The following is a 25305-nucleotide window of genomic DNA, read 5'->3' as shown; positions in this document are numbered from 1 at the left end:
TCCGGATCAGCGGATTGGCCCGCCTAGCTCGGGCCATCCCCGGTATCGTTGTCCTCGTCACTCAGGACGGCGCGCAAGGCCTCCTCCACCCGAGGCACAAGATCCCGGTGCCGCTCGTGAAGGTAATGGTAGAAGGCATATTCCTTGCGGCTGGACGGGAGAGAATAAGCATCCTCAAGACCGAACCTCTCTATCATCTCCTTCGCCCTCAACTCGCGGACGAAAACCAGATCGAGCCGCTTCTGTTTCAGCATGAGAAACAGCTGCTCCGGTTCTTCAGCCGACCAGACCTCTGCAAACCCGCTGGCCGCCATTTCGCCAAAGACAGCCCCACGCACATGCCCTGCCCGCAGGGATTTAAGCTCCTCCAGGGATTTGTCCTTCAGGTCTGCGCGGTTGGTGTAACCGTAGGCCACAACAGAAAGCAGCGGCACATCCACCCTGACGAGGGTCGGATAACGGTCCCCCACAGAGCCGATCCGGATCACTTCACCATCGGTTTTGCCGGAGGTGGATTCCACCAGAGCCCGGCTTGGCGTGTTTTCGACAATCTCCAGTTCGATCCCAAGGCTCGAATAGGCTTTCTGCAGATAACCGACCGCCACCGGGGTCAAACCGGGAGCCTCAAACCCGGACAGCACAATTCTCTCGCCCGCGGAAGCGGCAGTAGCCAGAAGGAACCCGACCAGCAGACAGATGAGCCTCTTCGTGCGCATAGTGTTCCTCGCAGCGTCTCGTCAGCCGTGCAGCCTGCGTAAAACCTTCAGCTCAAGCCGGTCTTGTGCAGAACGTGTCCATCTTTCTCCGGCGTCGTCTCACCGACACCGTCGGTTTCCTCACCCACTGGCACCGCCAGCATTCTTTTCAGAACTGCTTCGATCCTGGGCACCAGATCCGCATGTTTTTCATGCAGATAATGATAGAATGCGACCTCCTGCAAAGACGGTCGCAACGGGAAGACACCCACCAGTTTTCGGTCGCGGATAATGCGCCGCCCCGTGCCCTCCCCGGCAATGACAAGGTCGATCCGGTCTCGCTGGAGCATCTCGAACAATTGTTCGGGCGTATCTGCGGTCCATACCTCGGCAAACCCATCTGCCAGTTCAGCGGCGAACCGTGCGCCCGCCACATGGCCAACCCGCAAATGCTGGAGCTGCTTGAAGGACTTGCCGCGAAGCTGAGGCTTGTTCGCATAGGCGAAGGTCCGAGCCAGGATAATCGGAACATCGACACGCAACAGGCTGCTGTGATCGGCTTCGATGGTCCTGATCCGCACCAGTTCACCGTCGGTCTTGCCGGAAGCTGAATCCAGCAGTGCCCTGCGAGGGCTGGTGATAATCGTCTGGATGCGGATGCCCAACTCCCCATAGGCCTGACTTAGAATACTCTCGGCAACGGGGGTCAGGTTTGGGGCTTCAAAACCGGACAGCTTGAGAACGTCCTGTGCCCGGGCGCTGGACATCAGAAGAAGAACGCTCAGCATGGCGCAAAACATGAGCCGATGCATTCCGCCCTCCTTAAGCTGCCTGCACGACAATTTCGTTCACAACAAGCCGTCTGACTGCGGCCACGTCCTCCGCAGTCCCGTATCTAGAGCAATAACCCTACGGGACAATTTGCAGACTTTCCAAGCTGATTGCAATGCGGTTGTACAATCTATTGAGAATAACCAATAACGTGCGCTTGCATGTCTCTCCTTCTGCCAGTCAGGAAAAGACTTCAAGGATCAGAGGAGTTGGCAACGCTAGGAGTGCGAGCCGTAATAGTCCTTTGCAATCTTGTCGATGAAGCCTTCGTCGACAAGTTTCTTGATGACACGGTTCAGTTCATCAAGCTTTGCCGCCCAACCCGATTTCTTGGAAACACCGAGATACAGGTCGACCGAGTTTCCCGGATTATACGGCGCCTTTTCAATCTTGTCGGCGAACCCCTGACGTTTGATCAGGTAATCCACCTGGCAATCCGTACCGATCATGATACCGAAACGCCTCTTCATCAGCATGTCGATCAGGATCTGCTCCTGCGCAACGCCGACCTTGTCCAAAGACCGGTCCTTGTCGAACCTTTCGAAGTAGGCCGAATGCAACACGTAGCCGACCTGGTATGGCGCCAGGTCTTCGTAGCTCCGGATCTTATCGGCCTGTCCCTTGATGGTGTAGAAGGCGGTCGTGCATCTGAAGTAAGGCGTATCGGTATAGGCGATATATTCCGCCCGGTCCGGACGGAAAGCCAGCCCGGTCATGACATCGACGCCGCCCCCTTGCATTTCGGTGAGCGCCCGCCCCCAGGGCATCTTGGCAATCCGGAGTTCGGCTTCTGTGCGCCTGGCAACTTCGTCCATCAGGTCCAGATCCAGCCCGATGAAGGTATCTCCCTCCGAAATCCGGAAGGGCGGCCAGTCATCGGTGGCCATGATCATCTCGTCCGCGTGTGCGGCGCCTGCTGACACCGCAAGCAAAAAGGAAAAAGCAACGCAACAGATACGAGAAATTGACACAACAACAACCCCAAATAATCAGAGAATTAAAGTTGTTACCCAATTTCATCAAATATTATCGCTCGTATTATTGCAATATCGTAAATTGTATCCAGAAAGAACTAACCCTTCTTCCTTAACGGAAAACTCCTGTCATACACGCGCTTTACTGGCTCAACAGGCAACCATCGAACCTTTATCAAGGAAGAACCCCGGTCAACGCATGGCTGCTCCTGCCTGGCCCGCCTTGCTGCGTTGCAAAAAATCGATTAGAAGGTGGCAACTTGATCCAGGTCAAAAGTGGAAATCCGGGCAGGGATTGGCGCTGACCTAAAAAACCACACCAAATATCCGGAGCAGCCCGTGTCAGCACGCGCGGAGGCCGTTGCGCCTGAACAACCGTTGAAAATGGATGCGTCCCGCATCAAAACCGAACTTCTGGCCGGGCTTACAGTTGCCCTGGCGCTCGTTCCCGAAGCCGTGGCCTTTGCCTTTGTTGCCGGCGTCAATCCGCTGGTAGGTCTCTATGCGGCGTTCTTTGTCGGTCTGATTACGGCCTGTATCGGTGGTCGTCCCGGCATGATTTCCGGTGCGACCGGCGCACTGGCCGTGGTGATGGTCTCCCTCGTCAGCCAGCACGGGGTGGAATACCTTTTCGCCACCGTCGTGCTGATGGGCCTCATCCAGATCGTGGTGGGCTTGCTGAAGTGGGGCAAGTTCATCCGCATGGTGCCCCATCCGGTCATGCTTGGTTTCGTCAACGGCCTTGCGATCGTGATCTTCCTTGCACAGCTCGGCCAGTTCAAGGTTCCAGATGGCGCTGGCGGACTGACATGGATGGAAGGCTCCCAGCTGTATCTGATGCTCGGCCTGATAGCCCTCACCATGGCTGTTATCTGGTTCCTGCCCAAGATCACATCATCTTTCCCTGCGCCGCTTGCAGGCATTCTGGTTGTCTCCGCACTCGTGCTCGGCTTCAACCTCGACACCCGCTCGGTTGGCGATCTCGCCTCGATCGCCGGCGGCCTGCCGGATTTTCACATTCCCATGGTGCCGCTGACGCTCGACACATTGCAGATCATCCTGCCTTATGCCGTGATCCTGGCAGCCATCGGCCTCATTGAATCCCTGCTGACGTTGAACCTCGTGGCTGACCTGACGGGCACCAAGGGCGGCGCGTCCAAGGAATGCCTTGCACAGGGCACGGCAAACGTCGTGACCGGCTTTTTCGGTGGCATGGGTGGTTGCGCCATGATCGGCCAGTCCATGATCAACGTGAAATCCGGTGCACGCACCCGGATTTCCGGCATTGCCGCAGCTCTTTTCCTGTTGTCCTTCATCGTCATCGCCTCGCCCTTGATCGAACGGATCCCGGTCGCAGCCCTGGTCGGCGTAATGTTCATGGTGGTCATCGGCACCTTCGCGTGGACCAGCCTGAAGATCATGCACAAGATCCCGCCGATCGACGCACTTGTGATGGTCATTGTCACCTGCGTCACCGTTTATTCGGATCTCGCGGTCGCTGTTGTGGTCGGTGTGATCATCTCCGCGCTTGCTTACGCCTGGAATGCAGCCAGCCGGATCCGTGCCCGTATCGGCACCAGCAAGGAAGGCTGGAAGGTCTATCGTCTGACCGGCCCGCTGTTCTTCGGCTCCACCACCGGCTTTGCCGATCTCTTCGATCCGTTGAACGATCCCGAGGACGTTGTCGTCGACTTCATCGACAGCCGCGTGGTCGATCATTCCGGCCTGGAAGCAATTGACGCCCTCGCCTCGAAATACCTTGCTGCTGGCAAGCGATTGCACCTGCGCCACCTGTCGCCGGACTGCAAGAAGTTGCTGGCCAAGGCTGGCGACCTTGTCGAAGTCTCGGTCCTTGAAGATCCGGATTACGAGATTGCCGTGGACTACGGTCACACGTTCGACCGGGCAGAAAAGACCTCCTGACGCAAGCTTTTTCAGAGACGATAAGACAAGACCCGCACGGTTTCGCCGTGCGGGTCTTTTTGTATCTGAAACAGGTTTCAAGCTTCCTGTGCTGTTCCCCGATTGCTACGCGCGGCGTAATTTGAAAGAGATATCGGCTTACGACGACACAACTCACAATCGGGACGTCACGGTGCCAGCACGCAGGAAACTCTTCATCACACCGACCCTTGCCTCCGTCATCGGCAGTTTCGTGCTGGTGACCGCGGCTGCGATCCTCTTCATCCAGGCTGTCACTTCTTCGGAAGTCGTCAGGAGAATGGGCGGTGAGTTGGTCGATATCGGCATGGATGCAGCCGAAACGGCGTTTGTCGAGCAGCTTCATGCCATCACCGAAACTGCCGAATTCACCCGACTGACCTATGAGCGCAAGGAACTGCCGGTCGACGACCCCGATCTCATCCTGTCTTACCTTTACGGCGCACTCGCCCCGATGGAGCAGGTCTCCTTTCTGGTTCTGGTAGACGAAAATGGCGAAGGCGTTGATGTCGACAGAGGCGATGCGGACGGCAAGCTGCTGGGTGGCAACGTCAATCTGGCAAAGGATATCCCAATCCTGGCTCCGCTGGCGGAACGCGCGAAAAACCAGTCTGGCGCTTTCTGGAGCGAGCCGTTCTACATGCCGAACCGCGAGCACACCTATTACGTCTTTGTGCGCCCGCTGCACGAAGGCAAGACCTACCGTGGCAGCCTGATGATCGGCATGTCGCTCGACAGAATGTCCGAGATCACCTGGCACGTTTCGACAGACGACATAACCGTCTTTCTCATGAAGGAGGGATCAGACGAAATCGTCGCCCATCCCGACCTTCACAAATCCTTCGATGACCTGACAGCAGAAATGCCTCTTCTGAATGTCGATCGTTTGCCCGATGCCTTTCTGGCCGGCTTCAAGGACATGCCGAGGGTCAAGAATGAGTCCTTCGACATTTCCGAGAAACTGGCTGTCTATTCCGGCACTGCCCCTGACGGCGCCGAACGGTTCGTGATCCTTGAACAGAAGAACGAAAACCTTTTGGGGCTTCCGGTCAGGATCGGTGTTCACTTTCCGGCCGAATACCTTTCCCAGCCGCTGAAACAACTGCTGATGGCGCTACTTGTTGGTGGCGGACTGCTCGTGCTGTCGCTGCTTGGCGCGGTTTTGCTGGCGAGACGGATTGCAAGACCGGTTCAACGTGCTTCGGTCGCGGCAAGAGAAGTGGCGGGCCTGAACCTTTCGACCGTAGCCCCGCTGCCTTCCAGCATCATCCGGGAACTGGACGACCTGTCCAAGGGCTTCAATGCCATGTTAGGCGGCTTGAAAGCCTTCAATCGCTACGTTCCGGGCACACTTGTCAGGAAACTTCTGAGCGAAGGCCGGGCGGATGCCCCGCCGGAAGAAAGGGAGGTTGCAGTGCTGTTCACCGACATCGCCGGCTTCACCTCTGCCTCCGAAGGCATGACGGCAACCGAAACAGCTGCCTTCGTCAATCATCACCTGTCCCTGCTCGGGGCCGAGATAACAAAGGAAGGCGGCACCATCGACAAATACATTGGCGACAGTGTCATGGCATTCTGGGGCGCACCGGAGCGGCTGGAAAATCCGGCAGAGCCTGCCGCCCGTGCGGCAATCGGCATGGCCCGTGCCATCCGGGCGGACAACATTGCACGCGTTGCCCGCGGTGAAGCGCCTGTTCGTATTCGCATCGGCCTTCACATGGGACCGCTTGTCGTCGGTGATATCGGCGCACCGGAGCGGGTCAACTACACAGTCATCGGCGACACGGTAAACGCCGCTTCCCGGCTGGAGAGCCTCGGCAAGGAGATCGACGGCGACGCCGATGTTGTGATTCTCGTCTCCAGCGAGATCGCCAAGCGTCTCGACAGCAGCATCGAGCAGGAGGCCATCGGACTGCACAAGGTCAAGGGGAAATCGGCAGCGGTCGAGGTCGTTCGGCTGCGTGGCTAGCACCGAGCCGATCATCCGTTGCAATCCTCACGGTTTCATCCGGTCACCCGCGCTTTGCCTCGCCACGTTATCAGGGTATGGGTATTGCGTCGAAATTCAGTACGCAGGCCAAGCACTTGCCCTTTAACAGGCGCCTTCACATCACGCCGACGCTCACGACGGTCATCGGTGGTTTTGTCTTCATCACCGCTGCGCTTGTCCTGATCGTTCAGGCGGCCACGTCCGAAAAGGTCGTGCGCAACCTGGGCGGCTCGCTGATCAACTCGGGCATGCACTCCCTGGAGCAGGCCTTTTCCGCCCAGATAGAAGCCGTCGAGGAAGCAAGCTCCTTTACCGCGGCAGCGCTTTCCACCGGCAGCATCCTGTTGCGCCGTCCTCAGGAAGTCGCCGACTACATGTTCGGTGCGCTGTCGGCCATGGAGCATGTCTCCTTTGTCATCGTCGCCGACAGGAACGGCAATTTCATCCAGGTCGACCGGGGCCGTGCTGACGGAATTCTCGTACCCCAATTCGTGCCGAAGGCCGACGAAACGCATGCCCTTGCGGGTTTGATCTCGTCTTCAAGGGGCAAGACAGCCCCCTTCTGGTCTGGCCCTGCCTTTTATCCTCAGCGCCAGCACACCTATATCGCTCACGTTCAACCGATCCTGTCCGACGGCCCTGACGGCAGTGATTACGAAGGCCTCGTCCTGATGGCCATGTCCATGGAGCGCTTGTCGGAAGTCACAAGCGACATCTCCACCGGCCTGGTTCAGGTGTTCATGATCAACCCGCAGACCTACGGTCTGATTGCTCATCCTGCGTTGTCGGAGGTCTTCAACCTTCTGTCGCCGACAAGTCCGCTGATTGAACTCGAGAACGTCCCGGACACTTTTTTGCAAACCCTCAAATCGACTGAAACAGTCGATGCATCAGGATACGGGATACGCCAGGGACACGAAATGCGTGCCGGCTATGATGCCCTTGGCAACAAGCGGTTTGTCGTCCTCCAAAGCCCGGACCTCGGCCCGACAGGGTTGCCGATTTCAATCGGCGCCCATTTTCCGGCGGAGGTTCTCGAGCAGCCGCTTGAGCAATTGAGCGATGCGATACTGATCGGCATCGCCCTTCTCGGACTGTCGCTGATCGGCGCCGGCTTTCTTGCCCACCGCATCGGCCAGCCGATCCGTCGGGCAGCGCTTGGGGCAAGGGCCGTCGCGGATCTTGAACTGGACTCTGCCGAGCACCTGCCAGGCAGCTTCGTGCGCGAACTGGACGACCTGGCCAACGGTTTCAATTCCATGGTCAGCGGCCTGACCGCTTTCAGCCGGTACGTACCCAAAACACTGGTCAGGAAACTCCTGCGTGAAGGCCGGGCGTATGCGCCGCCGGAAGAACGAGAAGTCGCGGTGATGTTCACCGACATTGCCGGCTTCACCTCGGCCTCCGAAGGCATGACGGCAACCGAAACAGCTGCCTTCGTCAATCATCACCTGTCCCTGCTCGGCGCCGAAATCACAAAGGAAGGTGGCACCATCGACAAATACATCGGCGACAGTGTCATGGCATTCTGGGGTGCTCCGGAACGGCTGGAAAATCCGGCAGAGCCTGCCGCCCGAGCGGCAATCGGCATGGCCCGTGCCATCCGGGAGGACAACACGGCACGCGTTGCCCGCGGTGAAGCGCCTGTGCGTATTCGCATCGGCCTTCACATGGGCCCGCTCGTGGTCGGCGATATCGGCGCACCGGAGCGGGTCAACTACACGGTCATCGGCGACACGGTGAACGCCGCTTCCCGGCTGGAGAGCCTCGGCAAGGAGATCGACGGCAGCTCCGATGTAGTGATCCTCGTCTCCAGCGAGATCGCCAAGCGACTTGGCAATACCGTTGAGTACCGGTCCATCGGCCAGCATCAGGTAAAAGGCAGAGTTGAGCCCCTGGAGGTGGTCCGGCTCATCGATTGACGCTTACCACACGAGGAAGCGGCCAGCGCTACCCAGCACTGGCTGTTCGGTTCAGAGGATCCGGTAGAGTGTCCGGTCACGCCTCAGAACGTGGTGGAACAGTACCGCGCCAATGTGAAGGGCAAACAGTGCCAGCAACGCCCATGCGCTCCAGGAATGAATGGCCGACAGTGTCCCCGCAATGTCTGGTGACTTGCCGATCGGGCTCCAGACCGGAACCAGGCCGAACCAGCTCAGCGGAAATCCGTGGGCGTTTGTTGCCAGAAACCCGCTGACCGGCATGACGATCAGGAACAGATAGAGAAGCCCGTGAACGACGCTGGCCGCCAGTCGTTCCAGAGCCGGGCCCTCTTCCGCCGGCTTTCGAGCAACAAGCTTGTTGCCGACACGAACCAGCATCAGCCAGAGCACCAGAAAGCCGAAACTTTCGTGCAGCAGGTAGAAATCCAGGGACACATCGCTTTTCACGAACTTGATCACGTAACCCAGTGGCCATGTCGCAAGAACCAAAGCGGCAATCATCCAGTGCAGGATCCTGGTGGTTCCGGCATGACGGCTTTCCGGTCCAAGAGGATGCGCATCGGTTCGCGAAGTCGTTTCCATGGAGTTCAGCACTGTCATTGTCCTTTTTATGTCTCAACAGCCCGGGTTCGTTTTGCGCCCGGTTCCTTCACGGTCGGCTGCCCGTCAGGTTCGGGTAGATGGCAACCGTTGTCACCAGCGTTTGAACCTGACACGAGCCCTGTCACCGTCTCTTGTTAGCTCATCCCCTTCCCGGCCTCCTGTGACCAGCGACACTGCCCGAACAGCAGGCGCAAACGGTCTTGACATGAACCGGGGGAAACAAGGCAAGGCGGCCCGGGTCCGGCAAGATCAGCGACAACGGATCCAGGATAAATCTGTCAGGCATTCCGGATGGCAAGAGCTTCGCAGGTCAGCGAAGACGGAAGAAGCAGAACCGCTCGACCAGCCGCAGAAGATCTTTCTGCGAGCGGCAGTTGGCCTTGGCCATTGTATTCTTCAGGTGTTTTCTTGCGGTGTCGAGTGAAATGCCGCGCTCAACGCAATGTTGCGACAGATCCTGCCCGGAAGCGATTGCGCCAACCACAAGCTCCTCGGAAGGTGTCAGGCGGAACAATCCGGCAAATTGCCTGATCTCCGATGGGTCCGGCCCATGCTGCATGTGGAGCGGAATACACAGGACAGCCAGCATCGAGCCGCCACCACCGATCCCTCCGGGAACGGGCAGGAAGCGGACCCCGATCTGATGATCCGTTGTATCGGTGAGCGTAACGGTCTCGCCCGAAGGGACGCTCGAACGGAAGTGAAGGGCATCCAGTGCAAGCGCAAGACGCCGGTTCAAGGCCCTGTCCCGGAAGACAAGACCCCGGCTGCTCATTTTCAGAACCTGTTCTTGCTGCAAGGCTTCGGCCTGATCGTTCGCGAAGACGATCCTGCCCCCTGCGTTCACCAGGATTATCCCTTGCCCGCGTGCCGTCAGGAGATTGCCGAGCGTTTCCGTATTCGCTTTTGCTTCAGCCAGTGTCAGATGGATCCGCAAGGCCTGCCGTGTATGGCCGAGGATCAGCTGCTGAGCCTCGAGCTGATCTTTTTCCCAAGGCTCCTCTTCATAGAGAGAAAAGCCAAGCCAGCTCAAGCGATCGGGCATGGCGAGTTGAGCGCCAGTTACCTCGTAGAGTTCGAAAGGCAGCAAGTTCTCGTGATAGACGGGACTGGCCATCCGCTCTTCGTCAGTCCACAGGAGATCTCCGTGCAGAACTCTTCCGACCGGTGCATCCAGGATGCGCGGATACCTGACATCAAGCTCTGCGTAAGTGCCCATGTAATCCTTGTGAAAATCAGGATCCATGCGAACCGTGACGAAGAGGTCGTCCCCCGCATCTGTCAGGTTGTTGGAGAAGAAGTGACAACTCTTTGCCTGGAGGGCGTCAGTCACCTCTTCCATCGCCGGCTTCCAGAGCTCCGCCGTAACCGCGGCCTCATAAAGGCCCCGGATGGCAGCGTTCAGTCTTGCCTGATCGACTTTCAACTTGTCCTCGCCGAATGGTTGCACCCTATGACGTATATTCTGCCAAGATCTATTTCAAGAATGTTATGTAGATCACAAAGTTTTCGCGTTCGGCGACTTTCCGAATTCCAACAAACAACAAAAAAGCCGCCGGAGTTATCCGGCGGCTATTTTCACCAAAGGTTGCCCTTTTTCGTTATCGCACCAGAATGTTACGGAACTGCCAGGGATCCTTGGTGTCGATATCTTCCTTGTAGAAGCCAGGCCGCCCTTCCAAAGGTGTCCAGTCCGTATAATAGCCTTTGACCGGGCCAAGATACGGCAGCTGAATTTCGAGGCAGCGCTTGTAGTCCATCTCGTCCGTCTCGACGATGCCCGCTTCCGGGTTCTCCAACGCCCAGACCATTCCGGCCAGAACGGCCGAAGTCACCTGCAGACCGGTCGCGTTCTGATACGGCGCAAGGTCCCGGGCCTCCTCGACAGACAGCTGGGAGCCATACCAATAGGCATTTTTCTTGTGACCGTAGAGTAGGACGCCGAGTTCATCGATGCCGTCCTGCAGTTCACTTTCGTCGAGAACGTGCAGCGTCTCTTGAACCTTACCTGCGGAGCCGAACAGTTCATGCAGCGAGAGCACGGCCACGTTCGCAGGATGGTAGGCATAGTGGCATGTCGGGCGGTAGCTGACCTTCTTGCCGTCGCTCACGGAGAAGTAGTCGGCGATGGAGATCGCTTCATTGTGCGTGACGAGGAAGCCATATTGCGCGCCTGGCGTCGGGCACCAGGTCCGCACACGGGTGTTGGCGCCCGGCTGTTCCAGATAGATCGCCGCCTTGCAGCCTTTCTTGTGCTTCTTGGCATTCGCAGGCTTCCAGGTTTCATGCGTGCCCCAGCCGAGTTCCGCAGGCTGGAAACCTTCGGAAAGGAAACCTTCCACCGACCAGGTGTTCCAGAACTCGCCGAAAGGTTTCGGTTCCTTGGCTCGCTGGGTGTCACGCTCGGCAATATGGATGCCCTTGACACCCACCTTCTTCATCAGCTTGGCCCAGCCCTTCTGGCTGGACGGTTCCTTGAACTTGACGCCGGTATCGGTGGCGATATCCACCAGCGCCTTCTTCACGAACCACGAGACCATGCCAGGATTGGCGCCGCAGCAGGAAACTGCCGTAGTGCCGCCAGGATGTTTCTTCTTTTCGCGTCGTACGGCCTCACGAAGTGCATAATTGGTCCGGTCGGCTGCCGTTGCGGTGTCGTCGAAGTAGAACCCCGGCCAGGGTTCAACCACAGTGTCGATATAGAGCACGCCAAGCTTGCGGCAGAATTTCATCAGGTCCAGCGATGAAGTGTCGACAGACAGATTAACGACAAAACCCTGCCCCTCGCCCTCCGTGAGCAAAGGCGTGAGTATGTCCTTGTAGTTTTCAGGCGTCAGGGCGACTTTTTCGAACCGGTATCCCCGGTCGGTCACCAGCTTGGCATCACCATCAACCGGGTCGATGACGGTAAACCGGCTCTTGTCGAATTTGAAATGACGCTCGATCAGCGGCAGCGTTCCCTTGCCGATGGAACCGAGACCGATCATCACAAGCGGGCCGGTGATTGTTCCGTGAACAGCGCCTGCTGATGCTGTGGGACCTGCTTTCGGTTCAGCGGCCTTCGAAGCTGCTGCCTTCGGTGCAGAAGCTTTAGGAGCGGCTGTCTTCGCCTTGGAAGCATTCGCTGCTTCCGGTTTCACCGGAGCCGCTTTTTTGGCAGCCGGCTTGGCCGCCGCTTTTGCCGCAGCAGGTTTCGGTGTCCTGCTTGTCGAAGGTTTTGTGGCCGTCACAGACTTTGCGGGCGCTTTCGCGTCAGCTGCCTTGGTGGCGGAAGCGGACGGTTTGTTGGTTGCGGGTTTCGCAGCAGCAGGCTTTGCAGAGGCCGTTTTGGCCGGAGATTTTGCAGCAGCCGGTTTCGCAGCCGCCGGTTTCGCGGCAGCAGGTTTGGCGGGCGCAGCCTTGGCTGCAGCCGGCTTCGCAGACGGTGATTTGGCAGGTGTCGATTTGGAGCTTGCCGGCTTTGCCGATGCGGCTCTGGAAGCAGGCGTACGCGATGTGGTCTTGCGCCGTGTTGTTGGCTTTGCGGCAGCTTTTACTGCCGGCTTCTTCGGCGCACCGTCGTTGGTGTCGTCGGTCATATGCGTAACTCCAATCCTATCCGATATGCCGCCCACATCGCTTCCAGAGGGTCCGGCCCGTTGGGAAATCCTTCAAACAGCAAGGCGCACTTATTGCGCCTTCGTTAGGTGTGGCTGGTTTCCGCAGGAATTTCAAGTCTTCTCGGTGAAAGCCCGTTCAAGGAAAGACAAATGACTGTCTCAAACCCTGTTATTTTTAAACAATCAAGCCTGTGCTTAAAAAACAAGAGACGGCGGCGAAAAACTTCGCCGCCGTCTCCAAGTCTAAAGCTTCAAATTGCTTGCGAAACCGAGAAGACGTCTTCCCGGGCAGCCGGCACTGCCATTGGATCCATTACACCGGATGCCGAAAGCACACCCTCCAGGCCGTCAATGTGCCCTGGAGTGAACTCCAGTGCGAGGAAACGGTGATAGTCCACCGGTCCCGGCATCCCGACCTTGTCGAGAAGGCCCGCAGCAAAACCGAAGCGGGTATAATACGGCTGATCGCCGACCAGGATCACGGATCCATGGCCAAGCACGGCAGCCTGGTTGAGGGCGTGCCGCATCAGGCGGTCTCCGACCTTCAGCCCCCGGCAACCCGGATCGACGGCAAGGGGTCCGAGCAACAGGCTTTGCGAGCCGTTGCGGTCCGCCACAGACCAGAGCCTTACCGTGCCAACGAGCTTGCCAGATTCGTCGATTGCAGAAAATGCGAAGACCGGAAGCCGGCCTTCACGCAGACGCTCGGAGGTTTTCCTGAAGCGGTCCTCGCCGAAACAAAGGTCAACCAGACCCTCGCGGGCGCCGGTGTGATCCGGCGCCTCGTCCACAATATCAATCATGGCACTTGCCTCAGATGACGAAGGACGCCAGCGGCGCGAAGCCGTTGAAGCCGACCGTGGAATAGGTCGTGGTGTAGGCACCACAGGCCTCGATCAGCACCTTGTCGCCAATGGACAGGCTCACCGGCAGTTCGTACGGCGTCTTTTCGTAAAGAACGTCGACGCTGTCGCAGGTCGGGCCAGCCAGCACGCAAGGTGCGGTGGTGTCGCCGTCGCGCGGGGTGCGGATCGGATAACGGATCGCCTCGTCCATGGTTTCGGCCAGGCCGTGGAACTTGCCGATATCGAGATAGACCCAGCGTACTTCGTCGCTTGCGGATTTGCGGGAAATCAGCACGACTTCAGCTTCGATCATGCCGGCATTGCCGACCATGCCGCGGCCCGGCTCGATGATGGTGGACGGCAGACGGTTGCCGAAGTGCTTGCACAGCGCCTGGAAGATCGCTTCGCCGTATGTCGAAACGCCCGGGACGTCCTTCAGGTAACGGGTCGGGAAGCCCCCACCCATGTTGACCATTTTCAGTTCGATGCCGCGGAGCGCCATTTCCTGGAAAACGCCTGCTGCCATGGCGAGAGCGAGATCCCACGCCGTGAGGTTGGCTTGCTGGGAGCCGACATGGAAGGAAACGCCATGGGCGACAAGGCCGAGCCGGTGCCCGTGTTCGAGGACGTCGGGCGCCATTTCGGGGTCGCAGCCGAATTTGCGGGAGAGCGGCCACTCGGCGCCGACACCGTCGCACAGGACGCGGCAGAAGATTTTGGAGCCAGGGGCAACGCGGGCGATTTTTTCAACTTCTTCGACGCAGTCGACGGCGAAGAGGCGGACGCCATACTGATAGGCACGCGCAATATCCTTCTCCTTCTTGATCGTGTTGCCGTAGGAAATGCGGTCGGCGGATGCGCCGGTTGCCAGCACCATTTCGATTTCGCCGACGGAGGCGCAATCGAAGGAGGAGCCGAGGCTTTCCAGGAGCGACAGGATTTCAGGTGCCGGGTTGGCTTTCACTGCGTAGTAGACGGAGGTGTCCGGCAGGGACTTGGCAAAAGCTTCAAAGTTGTCGCGCACGATGTCGAGATCGACAACAACGCACGGGCCATCTTCGTCACGTCGGCGGAGGAAATCGCGGATACGGTCGCTCATTGGGGGGCTCCCCTCTTTCTCAATCTCAGCCGCAGGCGCGCTAATCCTTGGCGTGCGCGCTGCGTTCACGTCGCAGTGTGCTGCAATGCGCACCGGGCCTCCCCCGGGATGGAACCGGAGGCCGGGTTGACTGCAGCGACGGTTGGGCTATGCGACTGCCAAGCAGCACAAAGCTTTCCCGCGTCGGGAAATGCCGTTGATTGGATCGGGAGAACCGAACCGCACGTCGGGCAATGATGTAACAAGTGCCTCTTCAGTGACGCCGGAGGTTGGAAACCCCGGCAGAGACCAAAAAAGCCCTCTTACGTCGTTGCTTTAAGCCGTCCGGATCTCAACTGCCCCGCCCCTTGGCGGATTGTCTGGCAGCGGCCCCTTAAGAGATGTCTTGTTGAACATCCCATGGACGACCACGGGCACGTGCGAATTTGGGCAAGGCGTATATGCGCCCGTTCGCCCCCCGATGCAATAGGAAATTTTCAGTTGCAGAAGGTTTTTTTCACGCTGAACCGGACGAGTGGTCTTCGGAGCCGAAAGCCTTGCCTGACCTTAACTATTTGCTAAAAATTGTGACAGTCTCGGCAGGTGTTTCGCGGTGCCTTGCCCGGTTCCCTGGATGCCGACCGGCATTGACTTGCCAGCCCTCGAGGGTCAGACAGCAAATCACCACTTACCGGACCAAACGGACCGCTCTGGAAAGGCCAGCGCATGAAGATCGGAAAGCTAGACCACGTCAATCTTCGCACCACGCGGCTCGACGAACTGATCGCCTGGTATGGCGACATACTCGGGATGAAACCCGGACCGCGTCCCGATTTTCTCTTTCCAGGCGCCTGGCTCTACGCAGGTAACGATGCAGCCATTCATCTGGTCGGCGTTGAGGGGCCGGAAGCAACCGGATCCGAAGCCAAGCTGAAACTGGAACATTTCGCCTTTACCGCTTCCGGTCTGGAGGCTTTCGAAGCAAGACTGAACGAACGCGGCGAACGTTATCGCCGCTCCGTTCAGCCCGGCACGGGGACGGTTGCCATCAACGTCTGGGACCCGGACGGCAACCATATCCATGTCGACTTCACCCCGGAAGGTTGACGACCGGACTGATACGCCCGGATCGCCCTCAGAAGGCTTCGAAGTGGATCCGCTCCTGCGAAACACCAAGCTGTTCCAGCCCGGACTTCAGATCAGCCAGGAAGGCAGACGGACCGCACAGGAAGTATTGCGTCTGCAGTTTGGGTGACAAGTCCAGCAGCTCTTGTGCCGTTATCCGGCCGACCGCATCATAATCCCGACCTGAAACGTCCGAAGTCTGTGGGCGGCTATATCGGATCTCGTGCCGAATGTTCGGCCTCCCCGCCGTCAGGCTTTCGACTTCCTGCCGGAAGGGATGATGATCGCCATCCCTGACACTCTGGACAAACCACACAGGACGGCTCCCATCCTCACCTGCCAGATGATGCAGCATGCTCAGGAGCGGCGTGATACCGATGCCCGCACTTGCCAGCACCACCGGGTCATTCGTCTCCGGCAGCGAAAAATCGCCAGCCGGCCTTCCAGCGTCTATGTATCCGCCAACCTGAAGCACGTCATGCAGGAGACGCGAGACAAGTCCGTTCGGCTCGCGCTTCACGGATATTCGATAGCGGCCTTCGGACGGATCGCCGGAAAGCGAATAGCTTCGCTGGATCTTGCCATGGCCGGCAGGAAGGCTGAGTTCGATCGGCAAATGCTGACCGGCCTTGAACGAAGGCAAAGCTCCCTCGTCGCGAGCCTCGAACACAAACGAGGTCACGTCGGAACTTTCCCGGATTTTCTCTGCAAGCCTCAATGACCGGATTGTCGATGCATCTTTCTGCCAGCGCAAATGCAAGACCGACGTCAGCTCAACGATTTCGTCGACCTCGAAGGACACGAGTTGACGTGCACCAGGCACTTTCGCCACTTCTTCCGCATCCCAAACGATCGTTGCCCGGCCGGTAACCTGCAACAGGCTGCCGCTTGCAAAATCCAGGAACAACAGCCCTGTTCGCGCATCCGCCAGAATGTTGCCGAGCGTGTTGTAGAACCTGTTGCCCGCATAGTCGGGGAACATCAGCCGGCGATCATCCAGAACATGCACGAAGCCGCGTTCACCACCCCGGTGAGACACGTCCATGCCAAAGGCCTCGTCATCTCCCTCTCCCCGGTACCCGGTTGCGACGAAGAACGTATCGGCAGACCTGATCCACGCTGCTTGCGTCGCACTCAAACGCGATCCACGAACTGCTTCTCCCGAGGCAGCCTCCGTGCTCCAGCGCACATCCCGTGCCCGGATATATTGCGGGCAATTTCCGAACGACTGCCCGACAGCAAACCGGAAACCGTCGGACCCTGCTGACGCGACTGTCCCGTTGACGCGGTTGCGCCGCCGGGTCGCAAGTTCGATCCCGATGAACCCGACATCCGCACCTGCGACAAATGCCTCTTCCAGAGCGTCTCCTGCGACAGGACGCGCTGAAATCGTCAACGACCCGGGATCGGGTGAGCGCACAAATCCGGGCCAGCCCTCCAGCACTGTCGCCCAGGGGCGACCGGCAGCATCGCGCGCCGAGGCGATCATGAATGGCTGGTCCTCGAAGAAGGCCCGATGCTGATCAGGCATGAAGCCGCGGATGGCACCACGCGCCCAGCGCTCCACGTCCCTGTCGCCAAGTCGTTCTTGCACCTGGCGTTCGCCGTCATGAAACGGAGAAGGGATGACCGTCCGGTTTGCAGTCTCATCGATCTCAGCCATCGTCAAATCCTTTCGGTACCTTCGAGAACGCCAGACGCAGGCCCTTGCTCGCAAGGACCTGCAGCTCCGGGAAACGTTACGCGGCAAGGCCTGCCTTGGTAGCCGGCATGGCCACAAAGCCCGGCAAATCCTCGATGCGCTTCAAAAGACCGCGGATGCGCGGATAGGGCTCCAGCGAAACGTTGCCTTCCGGCGCATGCGCCGTGTAGCTGTAGATGGCGATGTCAGCGATCGTCGGCCGATCGCCAACGAGCCACTCGCGGCCATCCAGATGGGCTTCCAGATTATCGAAAGCCACCTTGGCGACAGACTTCGCGCGTTCCGGATCAAGCGGCCGTCCGAAGACCGTGATCAACCGCGCCGCACCCGGGCCGCTGGCAAGTTCACCGGCGGCAAAGGCCAGGAAGCGATGAACTTCCGCTTCCAGATACGGATCTGTCGGCAGCCAGTCCGGCGCATATTTGCGTGCCAGGTAGACGAGGATCGCGTTGGAGTCAGAAAGCACGGTCGAACCATCTTCGATGACCGGAACCAGGCCCACAGGATTGAGTTTCAGAAACGGATCGCGTTTGTGCTCGCCATTGGCCAGGTCGACCTCGACCAACTCGTAATTGATGCCGGTGAGGCTGGAAAAGAGTTCCACCCGGTGGCAGTGACCGGAGAGCGGAAAACGGTGGATCTTGATTGCGTTGGACATCGCCAGCTTCCTCTTGCCTTGAAGGATCTTTCTGCGGCCGAAGCGTCTTGGTCCGGTCCGCTGCCTGCAATATGCCTCCTGACTTGAATGGAAATAATCTTCGAATTCATTCAATGATTATGTACAAATGAGGGATAAACAGCTGACGAGAGCAGGACCCGCCGAGGACAATAGTGATGGACAAGATCGAAACCATGCGAGCCTTCATCGCCGTCGCGCAGGAAGGGTCCTTCACAAGCGCGGGGCGACGGCTGGGCCTATCGACCAAGCTTGTCAGCAAATATGTCCAGCATCTGGAAGGCCAGTTGAAGACCCAGCTTTTCAACCGGACCACGCGCAGTGTGTCCCTGACCGACGTCGGCGCAGCCTATCTGGAGCATTGCCGGCCGATCCTGGAGCAGATCGATGATCTGGATTCGCTTGTGCGTGAACGTCAGGGCGCCCTGGCCGGCCAGATCAGACTGACGGCCCCGACCGGCTTCGGCAGCACGAGGCTGAGCGAGGCGCTTGTCCCTTTCCTGCGCAAGCATCCGGATGTCGAAGTGGATATGCGCCTGACCGATCACCGGCTTGCCCTGGTGGAGGAAGGTCTAGACCTGGCGATCCGCATCGGAGCCTTGCGGGATTCCACCCTGATCGCTCGCAAGCTGGCCGGCATGCCGCTGGTTCTTTGTGCCTCACCGGATTATCTGAAGCGGCACGGCAGACCGCAGGACCCAAGAGCCCTTTCAACCCATGTCTGCCTTGTCGACAGCAATCAGACCGAACTCAACACCTGGCGGTTTCATTCCGGGGATGAAGAGCAGGTCATCCGGCTGCATGGTGCCGTCCGCTCCAACTCGCCCGGAGCCCTGGCCCGTATGGCAATGGGCGGTCTCGGCCTCACCATCGCGCCGCTCTATGCCATCGAGGACGCCCTGGCAGACGGACGGCTAGAGCGCGTGCTGCCGGAATACAAGACCGACACGTTCGGCCTCTATGCACTCTACCCACCCAACCGGCACCTGACCCGCCGTGTGCGTGCACTGCTCGATCACCTGGCCGCAGTGTTCAGCTCCCGCTGGCCGGACTAATGGCAGGCGGCCTCACCGGAAAGGAGAGCTCGAAGGTTGCGCCACCGGCACCCGGCAGCAGTCGGATCGCTGCACCATGGGCCTTCAAGAGCGCCTGGACGATGCCAAGCCCCATGCCGGTGCCCCCACTTTGCCGCCGGGTGGTGAAGAAGAGTTCGAAGACCTGGTCCTGATTGCCTTCGGAAATGCCCTCGCCATCGTCTTGCACCTGAACCGTCAGACCTTTCTCGTCGGGCACGGCAACAATCGATACCCTGGACGCGGCGTGGCGGCGGGAGTTGTCGATCAGGTTTTCAAAAACGATCCGGGCGTTTTCCGCCGACATCGGCAGATCCGCATCGCCGGACAGGTCGATTTCCAGCCCTTCGAAGCGTCTCCTGAGCGCGGTGGCAACTTCGCTCAGCCGACAACTCCCGCCGATCTCGACGCTGTCGGCCCGGGCGAGATCTCGAAGTCGGTTCAAGAGCTTCGAGGCACGTTCGGTATCGTGCAGGATATTGCCCAGGAACTTCTCCCTGTCCGCTTCGCTCAGTTCTGCCCCTTCGTCCTTCAACAGCTCCGCCGCACCCTGGATAGAGGTCAGCGGCGTCTTCAACTCGTGAGTCACGTGGTTGGCGAAGGTGGAGATATAGTCGTTCCGATCGAACAGCTTGCGCGACATGTCCAGCATGCTTTCTGAAAGCGCATGGATCTCGCGGTTGCCGTGAATGGCAAGCGGCACCAATGCCTCCCGCTCGCCATTACCGATCGCCAGAGAACGCCGTGTCAGTGCCTTGATTGGTCCGGTGATGGCGCGCGCGAAAATGAAACCGACGACAAAAGTCGCAGCCAGCACAAAGACCACGACCCAGAAGACGGCCTCGCGCTTAACGAACATTTCCTTGAGAATGTTGCTGGGTGTTCGCGAGGCATAGACAACGCCCGCGACCCGGTCGCTCACGATAATCGGCATCGCGACAAAAACGCGAACACTGGTTCCCCGGCTGATGGAATAGATCGGCTGCGGATTGTCGACGATGCGCTCGCGCAGCGCACTGGCATAATGACCCGAAAGCGCTCTTTTGATCTCCTCCACATGGGCAAGCGACAGGCCGATATCCTCACGTCCGGCGATGATCACGCCATTGAAATCCAGCACCCGGAATCCGGCCAGGGTCTTCTTCTGAGTTTCCTGCAGGATGCGGTCCACGGCTTGTCCGGCACTCAGATATTCGAGAAGCGGTGGTTCGGCAGCCGGCCGTGGCGCCCCTCTCCCGGGCAAGACATTTGTGCGCGTGAGATCGAGTTCCGGAAGTTGCGGCGTCCAGCTTCCGCCCGGGTTTCGCAGATAGATGCTGCGACTGCCTGGCACCTCCGTAGCCTTCGCAACCTCCGGCCCCAAAGGCAGGTCGGCGCCACCGATCTCCTCAAGGCGCTGCGCCATTGCCGCGGCAATTGCCGCCGACTGCCCGATCAGCTCCGCTTCTGTCGTCTCAATGAGCTGGTTTTCATAGACGCGAAAGAAGGCGACACCTGCGAGAGGCACCAGCAGCATGATGCCAAGAACCCCCGCCACCACGAGCGACAGCGGCGGACGCCATTTGTCTCGGAAGGTGCGCGACAGGATCATCCGCCGTTTCCATTCTCGACCCGGCAGGGCCCAAGCCGGAATCCGACGCCGTGCACGGTCTCGATGGCATCGCCGCATCCAACGGTTCCAAGCTTGGCGCGGATGTTGCGGATGTGGCTGTCGATGGTGCGATCGGAGACGTGGATATTGTCCCGGTAGGCATTCTGGAGGATCTGCTCGCGGGTAAAGACGATCTTCGGCCGGGCCAGCAGGGTAGCCAGGATATCGAACTCGATGGCCGTGAGCGTGACAGGCGTTCCACCGACTGTCACATGGCGCTGCGACCGGTCAAGTTCGACCGCACCGAAACGCAGCGCTGGCAGGTCTTCAACCGTTTCGGCTGCCGCGGGGGCGCCATAGCGCTTCAGGATCGCGCCGACGCGGGCGATCAGTTCGCGCGGGCTGAAAGGTTTGGTCACATAGTCATCGGCACCCAGTTCCAGGCCGACGATCCTGTCGATCTCGTCATCGCGTGCCGACAGAAACAGGATCGGAACCTCCGACGTGCGGCGCAGGTGCCGGCAGACATCCAGCCCGTCCATTTCCGGCAGGCCGATGTCCAGAACGATCAGGGATGGATTGCATAAAAGCGCCTTGTCGAGCGCTTCCTTCCCGTCAGCGGCAACTTCGAACACATAGGACGCTTTTTGAAGCGCGAAACAGATGACGTCCCGGATATGCGGGTCGTCATCGACAACAAGAATGGTTTGACCTGGCAAATGTCTCTTCCCGAAAAATGGCCCCCGCAGTTGCCTGCGGGAGCGTTACCAATAGCGAAGCACGGATCAGGTTTCCAGCCACCAACCGTCCCGGCGCAACGTACGGGGCAAGGCAAGATCCAGCTCGCCAGACGCAGCTTCCTCGTCGCGTGACCGGAACCCCCGAACCCTTTCCCGCAACTTGCGGAAGCTATTTGCCAGTTTAAGCCGGAACCGGGCAGCCACAGCCAGGAGGACCAGCATCACTCCCAATATGCCTTCCGGTTCCGGCGCGGAACTGCCGGAAAGGTTCAAGGACGGATAGGCATTGGTCGAAACGCCTGCAACTAGCGGCAAGGGCACGTTTCGGTGGGAGGCGGTCGCCGGTGCGCCGTTCATCACCTTTTCAGAGACGGCGACAAAGGACGTGAACCGGGTCTGAAGCGAATAGGTCAGGCCCAGATCGACGATTTCCTGCTTCAGTTGCATGTCGGTACTGCCACCGATCGTATAGGCGCGCTCCTTGTCGAATATCTGCTCACGCGCCCAGATCAGCGGCAGGGCCCGACTGGAAACCGCACTGCCGTCGACAGAAGACTTCAGGTCGATTTCAAGCGGCAGTCTGGCAGCATGTCCGTTGACCAGACCGTTGATGAAAATCGTATGCTTGCCGCCGGCAGCGTATCGCCCCATCACGCGCACCGAGCCGCCTTCGAACAGATCGGGTATCCTGGCCGGGCTCTGTCCCTCGACCTTGAGACCGTTCCAGTCGATGGCGATGTCTGTCAGGAGCGGTGTTTTCAGGTTTGCGGCAAGGCTTTCCGCCGCTTCGCCCGCGTCTTCTCCCAAAGCCACGTAGCGGGCATAGCCCCTGCCCTCCGTGGCCATCGCATCCAGCAGAAACCGGTTGACCGAGTTGCCGACGCCGAAGGCATAGATACGCGCCTTGCCGATACGGCTCGCGACACTCGAGATCACGGTCGCCTCGTCGCCGATATAACCGTCGGTCAGAAAGACAACGATGCGTGTGGTGTTTTCCGGTTGTGCCTGATCAAAGGCGGTGTTTACGGCCTGGTTGATTTCCGTCCCGCCACCGGTCGAAAGGCCAGCCACGAACTTCAAGGCCTGCCGCTTGTTTCGCTCCGTTGCCAGAACGGCATTTGCGGCAAATTGGGAGGTGTTATTGGAAAAGCGGAGGATGCGGAAATAGTCATCAGGGCGCAGAGACCTGATCGCTGCCGTCATGAAGGTCTTGCTCGCTTCGATCGGCTGCCCGCTCATGGACCCTGATGTATCCAGCACGAAGACAAGCTCGCGCTGGCCAATCATGTCTTCAGCCGGCAGTTTCGGCGGCTCGATCAGCAGCGAAAAATAGCCCCCGCCATCGGCTTCGTACCTGGACGAGACACCGGCAGCAACATCGCTTTGTGCGGCAAGCTCGTAACGCAAAACGAAATCCCGATTGTCGATGGCCCTGCCGGACTTGAAGCGGACTGTCCGCATTTCGCCCTGGCTGGAAACCTCCAGTGCATGGGTATCGCTCGACAGCCGCGAGACAGGCATCGGTGCCTTGAGAGCAAGTTCCAGCGACACCCGCCTCGGATCGATTTCCTTCGGAGCATTCTGCCCGATGACCTCCGGATAGGCCGGAAGCTTGTCGATCTGCCAGCCGGAGACTGTTTCACTGTGCTTGAAGGCAGCAGGTTTCGCAAAGGCGGGTTCATCGCTCGCATATTCGGTATCGCCGTATCCTGGACTGTCGTCCCTCGGCACACTCTTGTCCGCGATGTTTTGCGAATGCTTCAGGGCGGCTTGCGCGCCCAGCCCCTCGTAACGCGGCCCCACCACCATCGGCATTACCAGCTCATAGGCGCCGTCGATCTTGGGGACGGTCTGGGCGTATTCCAGTGTCACCTTCACCGGGCGACCGGGCATCAGATGTGCAATATCCTGGGTGAACATGTTGGGCCGGTGCTGCGTCAGAAGGGCAGCGGCCTTGCCTTCCCGCTTCGCCTTCTCGAAGGTTGCCTTGGCATCTTCCTTCTTCTTCATCCGCGCCACGATGGTCTCGCCGTCGAGATCCATCCGCATGGCGTGAATGGCCGCCTTCTGGTTCAGCGGAAACAGGTAGGTCGCATTGAGCGGCAGCTTGGTCGGGTTCAGGAAGGTCTGCGTCAGTTCCACATGGGCAACATCGCCTTCAACCTCGACCTTGTAATCGGCCTTCAGAAGCGGCAGATGGATCTCCTTGCCACCGGCAGTGGCAACCACGGTGCCGGACAGATCGTCGAGGTCTGGCTCAGCTGAAGCCGGCAGCGCTGAAAGCGTGCCAAAGACGATGGCCAGTGAGGCTGCCAAAGTGGCTTTCAGTGTGGCTTTCAGAGTTGGTTTTAGAGAACTGGCAGACGCCAATGGGGACAGGAACGTCATATGCGTTTCTCCTTTTGGGCAGGGAAAATACCGGAAGTGCGGGTGTTGAGATCGAGCGCAGCCCCTGCGGCGGCCTCAAAGGCGGCGCGTTGCGGCTCGTCTAGTGTCCACGGGGTAATTCGCTGAATGCTGGTCCAGGTGGTGCCGGGCCGTTTCAGCCACAGCCAGATCGCCTCGGCGATGTTGTGGGTCGTCTCGCCGGTGCTGGAGGTAAAGGTGACGGCAACGCGCCAGTCACCTCCGGTTTTCGACCGGGCCCGGTAGAGCGCTGTCGGAACCGGTTCGAAACGGCTGCCGAGAAAGGCCACGTCGAAGCCGAGTCCGCGCAGGCAATCGTCCGGGGCGTGCAGATGGCGCAGCGGCGAAGAGGTGTGCACCAGCGTCAGTGCCATCGGCCCGTAGCGCCGCTTCTGGGCGTGGCCACCATATTGCAGGAAGTATTGCTCCTCGATCGGCAACAGCGCCTCGTCGACACCGACCTCACCCGCCAGTGTCAAAGGCAATGGCTGCGGCCGGGATGAAGCCGAGACATCAAGCGCGTGCCTCGGCAGGCTGACGATGAACAAGGCCAGGCTCAGGAACACCAGTGCAGACATCTTCTGCAAGGGCCGCGACATCACCGGCAAGCTGAAGACAGCCTGGACAGCTCGCCACTCAGCGGGACGTGGCTTGTAAAACGCCAGCACCGGTGCCATCGACAGAAGAAGCGTCAGATAACCGATAATGTCGTGAAGCGGCTGCGCCATGACATCGGCCTCAAGGACACTTTCCGGATAGGCAATGCCGACGGCAAGCAAAGCGATGCGCAGAGAATTGCCGATCAGAGCCAGCCCGAGCGTGATGCCAATCCAGAGCACGGCAGTCAGCAGGTTTGGCCGGTATAGCGCAGTCAGGATGACCAGGAAGGCCATGGCGAGCATCAGCCCGGATGTGCCCGAGCAAGGCAGGTCCACCAGAACGTCCTTGCCGGCAAGACCGATCCGGATGCCTGAGCACGAGAGGTCCGAAAAGAAGAGGCCGAGACCGCTGCAGGAAAGCTTGGCCGACAGTTCCTGGAGCGGATAGCCGAGCAGCCGTTGCAGAATGCGCTCGACCGGCAGAGTGAGCAGAAACAGGACGGACAGCCAGAAGGGGGAAACGGCACGCTGCCTCTCCCCTGTCCGCAAAAGGGTCGCCAGCGCGAAGACATCAATTGCCAGCGCCAACCCGCCGACCACGTTGATCGCCAGAACCTGGCTTGCCAGCCGGATCAACGCCGCCCCCAACAGGAGCAGCACTGCCATTTGCCGGTGCCCGATCGAATTCTGCCGAACCGGGCTCGTCATCGACCAGAGCACCAGGGCTGCCACCGCGATCAGATAGAGCGCGCCGGTCGATGGGTAGGACGGGTCAGTCCATGTGCCGACCAGCCAGCGTAGCGGCTCATAGGCAAGGATCAGCGAGGCCAGGAGGAAGGCCAGTGAGGTCGGGGAAGAGGTTGCCAGGCGGGTCATGGCACCTGTTGTGCCAAA

20 protein-coding genes are annotated in these 25305 nt (G+C 59.3%); 6 read left to right on the top strand and 14 right to left on the bottom strand.

From position 1 onward, the window contains the following. Positions 1-23 precede the first annotated feature (23 nt). The 3 genes from FIU93_RS16940 to FIU93_RS16930 all read right to left on the bottom strand — a co-directional run bounded on the left by FIU93_RS16940 (position 24) and on the right by FIU93_RS16930 (position 2413). Positions 24-716: an ABC transporter substrate-binding protein gene (locus FIU93_RS16940; protein ID WP_152506249.1), complete on the bottom strand. Its 693-nt coding sequence runs from the start codon at positions 714-716 to the stop codon at positions 24-26. A 47-nt stretch (positions 717-763) separates the two neighbouring features. Then, on the bottom strand, positions 764-1507 hold the full coding sequence (locus FIU93_RS16935) for a hypothetical protein (protein ID WP_152506248.1): 744 nt from the start codon (positions 1505-1507) through the stop codon (positions 764-766). A gap of 237 nt (positions 1508-1744) precedes the next feature. After that, on the bottom strand, positions 1745-2413 hold the full coding sequence (locus tag FIU93_RS16930) for an ABC transporter substrate-binding protein (RefSeq protein ID WP_209010148.1): 669 nt from the start codon (positions 2411-2413) through the stop codon (positions 1745-1747). Here FIU93_RS16930 and FIU93_RS16925 point away from each other — a divergent pair. From FIU93_RS16925 to FIU93_RS16910, 4 genes are all read left to right on the top strand, one after another. Beyond that, entirely contained in the window at positions 2406-2810 is a 405-nt protein-coding gene (locus tag FIU93_RS16925; protein WP_145903475.1) for a hypothetical protein, read from the top strand. The genes FIU93_RS16930 and FIU93_RS16925 overlap by 8 nt on opposite strands. A 74-nt stretch (positions 2811-2884) precedes the next feature. Beyond that, positions 2885-4423 (top strand): SulP family inorganic anion transporter, encoded by a 1539-nt coding sequence (locus FIU93_RS16920; protein WP_055656639.1) that lies wholly within the window; start codon positions 2885-2887, stop codon positions 4421-4423. Between the two features lie 172 nt (positions 4424-4595). Further along, positions 4596-6410: an adenylate/guanylate cyclase domain-containing protein gene (locus FIU93_RS16915; protein ID WP_152506246.1), complete on the top strand. Its 1815-nt coding sequence runs from the start codon at positions 4596-4598 to the stop codon at positions 6408-6410. Between the two features lie 116 nt (positions 6411-6526). Further along, a complete protein-coding gene (locus FIU93_RS16910; RefSeq protein WP_209010147.1) occupies positions 6527-8353 on the top strand; it encodes an adenylate/guanylate cyclase domain-containing protein in 1827 nt (608 codons plus the stop codon). Positions 8354-8404: 51 nt separating this feature from the next. Here the strand turns inward: FIU93_RS16910 and FIU93_RS16905 are convergent, their stop codons facing one another. From FIU93_RS16905 to FIU93_RS16885, 5 genes are all read right to left on the bottom strand, one after another. Further along, on the bottom strand, positions 8405-8875 hold the full coding sequence (locus tag FIU93_RS16905) for a cytochrome b/b6 domain-containing protein (RefSeq protein WP_228866661.1): 471 nt from the start codon (positions 8873-8875) through the stop codon (positions 8405-8407). Between the two features lie 412 nt (positions 8876-9287). Continuing rightward, complete coding sequence (locus FIU93_RS16900) at positions 9288-10403, bottom strand: hypothetical protein (RefSeq protein ID WP_152506244.1); 1116 nt, start codon at positions 10401-10403, stop codon at positions 9288-9290. A 175-nt stretch (positions 10404-10578) separates the two neighbouring features. Further along, the gene (locus tag FIU93_RS16895; protein ID WP_023000941.1) at positions 10579-11964 is read right to left on the bottom strand and encodes a homospermidine synthase; all 1386 of its coding nucleotides are present in this window, start codon (positions 11962-11964) and stop codon (positions 10579-10581) included. An 863-nt stretch (positions 11965-12827) separates the two neighbouring features. Beyond that, entirely contained in the window at positions 12828-13379 is a 552-nt protein-coding gene (locus tag FIU93_RS16890; RefSeq protein WP_152506243.1) for an N-acetyltransferase, read from the bottom strand. A 10-nt stretch (positions 13380-13389) separates the two neighbouring features. Further along, entirely contained in the window at positions 13390-14520 is a 1131-nt protein-coding gene (locus FIU93_RS16885) for a type III PLP-dependent enzyme (protein ID WP_152506242.1), read from the bottom strand. Positions 14521-15225: 705 nt separating this feature from the next. Between FIU93_RS16885 and FIU93_RS16880 the strand changes: the two genes are divergently transcribed. Continuing rightward, positions 15226-15606, top strand: a complete 381-nt coding sequence (locus tag FIU93_RS16880; RefSeq protein WP_152506241.1) for a VOC family protein — start codon at positions 15226-15228, stop codon at positions 15604-15606. Positions 15607-15634: 28 nt separating this feature from the next. On the opposite strand, the gene FIU93_RS16875 is transcribed toward FIU93_RS16880, so the two are convergent. Both FIU93_RS16875 and FIU93_RS16870 read right to left on the bottom strand, forming a co-directional pair. Then, positions 15635-17287, bottom strand: a complete 1653-nt coding sequence (locus FIU93_RS16875; RefSeq protein ID WP_152506240.1) for a pyridoxamine 5'-phosphate oxidase family protein — start codon at positions 17285-17287, stop codon at positions 15635-15637. A 76-nt stretch (positions 17288-17363) separates the two neighbouring features. Continuing rightward, positions 17364-17984, bottom strand: a complete 621-nt coding sequence (locus FIU93_RS16870; RefSeq protein ID WP_023000935.1) for a glutathione S-transferase — start codon at positions 17982-17984, stop codon at positions 17364-17366. A 176-nt stretch (positions 17985-18160) separates the two neighbouring features. Between FIU93_RS16870 and FIU93_RS16865 the strand changes: the two genes are divergently transcribed. Further along, positions 18161-19057, top strand: coding sequence for a LysR family transcriptional regulator (locus FIU93_RS16865; RefSeq protein ID WP_062488416.1), 897 nt, complete (start codon positions 18161-18163; stop codon positions 19055-19057). Here FIU93_RS16865 and FIU93_RS16860 read toward each other — a convergent pair. The 4 genes from FIU93_RS16860 to xrtT form a co-directional block, all read right to left on the bottom strand. Continuing rightward, the gene (locus FIU93_RS16860) at positions 19035-20666 is read right to left on the bottom strand and encodes an ATP-binding protein (RefSeq protein WP_152506239.1); all 1632 of its coding nucleotides are present in this window, start codon (positions 20664-20666) and stop codon (positions 19035-19037) included. The genes FIU93_RS16865 and FIU93_RS16860 overlap by 23 nt on opposite strands. Next, complete coding sequence (locus FIU93_RS16855) at positions 20663-21385, bottom strand: response regulator transcription factor (protein WP_152506238.1); 723 nt, start codon at positions 21383-21385, stop codon at positions 20663-20665. Before FIU93_RS16855 ends, FIU93_RS16860 begins: the two co-directional genes overlap by 4 nt. A 66-nt stretch (positions 21386-21451) precedes the next feature. Continuing rightward, positions 21452-23794 (bottom strand): VIT and VWA domain-containing protein, encoded by a 2343-nt coding sequence (locus tag FIU93_RS16850; protein WP_152506237.1) that lies wholly within the window; start codon positions 23792-23794, stop codon positions 21452-21454. After that, entirely contained in the window at positions 23791-25287 is a 1497-nt protein-coding gene (gene xrtT, locus FIU93_RS16845) for an exosortase T (protein ID WP_152506236.1), read from the bottom strand. Before xrtT ends, FIU93_RS16850 begins: the two co-directional genes overlap by 4 nt. Between the last annotated feature and the right edge of the window lie 18 nt (positions 25288-25305).

The organism is Labrenzia sp. THAF35 (assembly GCF_009363595.1).
In the GTDB taxonomy this organism is placed as follows: domain Bacteria; phylum Pseudomonadota; class Alphaproteobacteria; order Rhizobiales; family Stappiaceae; genus Roseibium; species Roseibium algicola.
The sequence above is the reverse complement of the archived record's forward strand: the minus strand, read 5'-3'. Positions and strand labels throughout refer to the sequence as shown.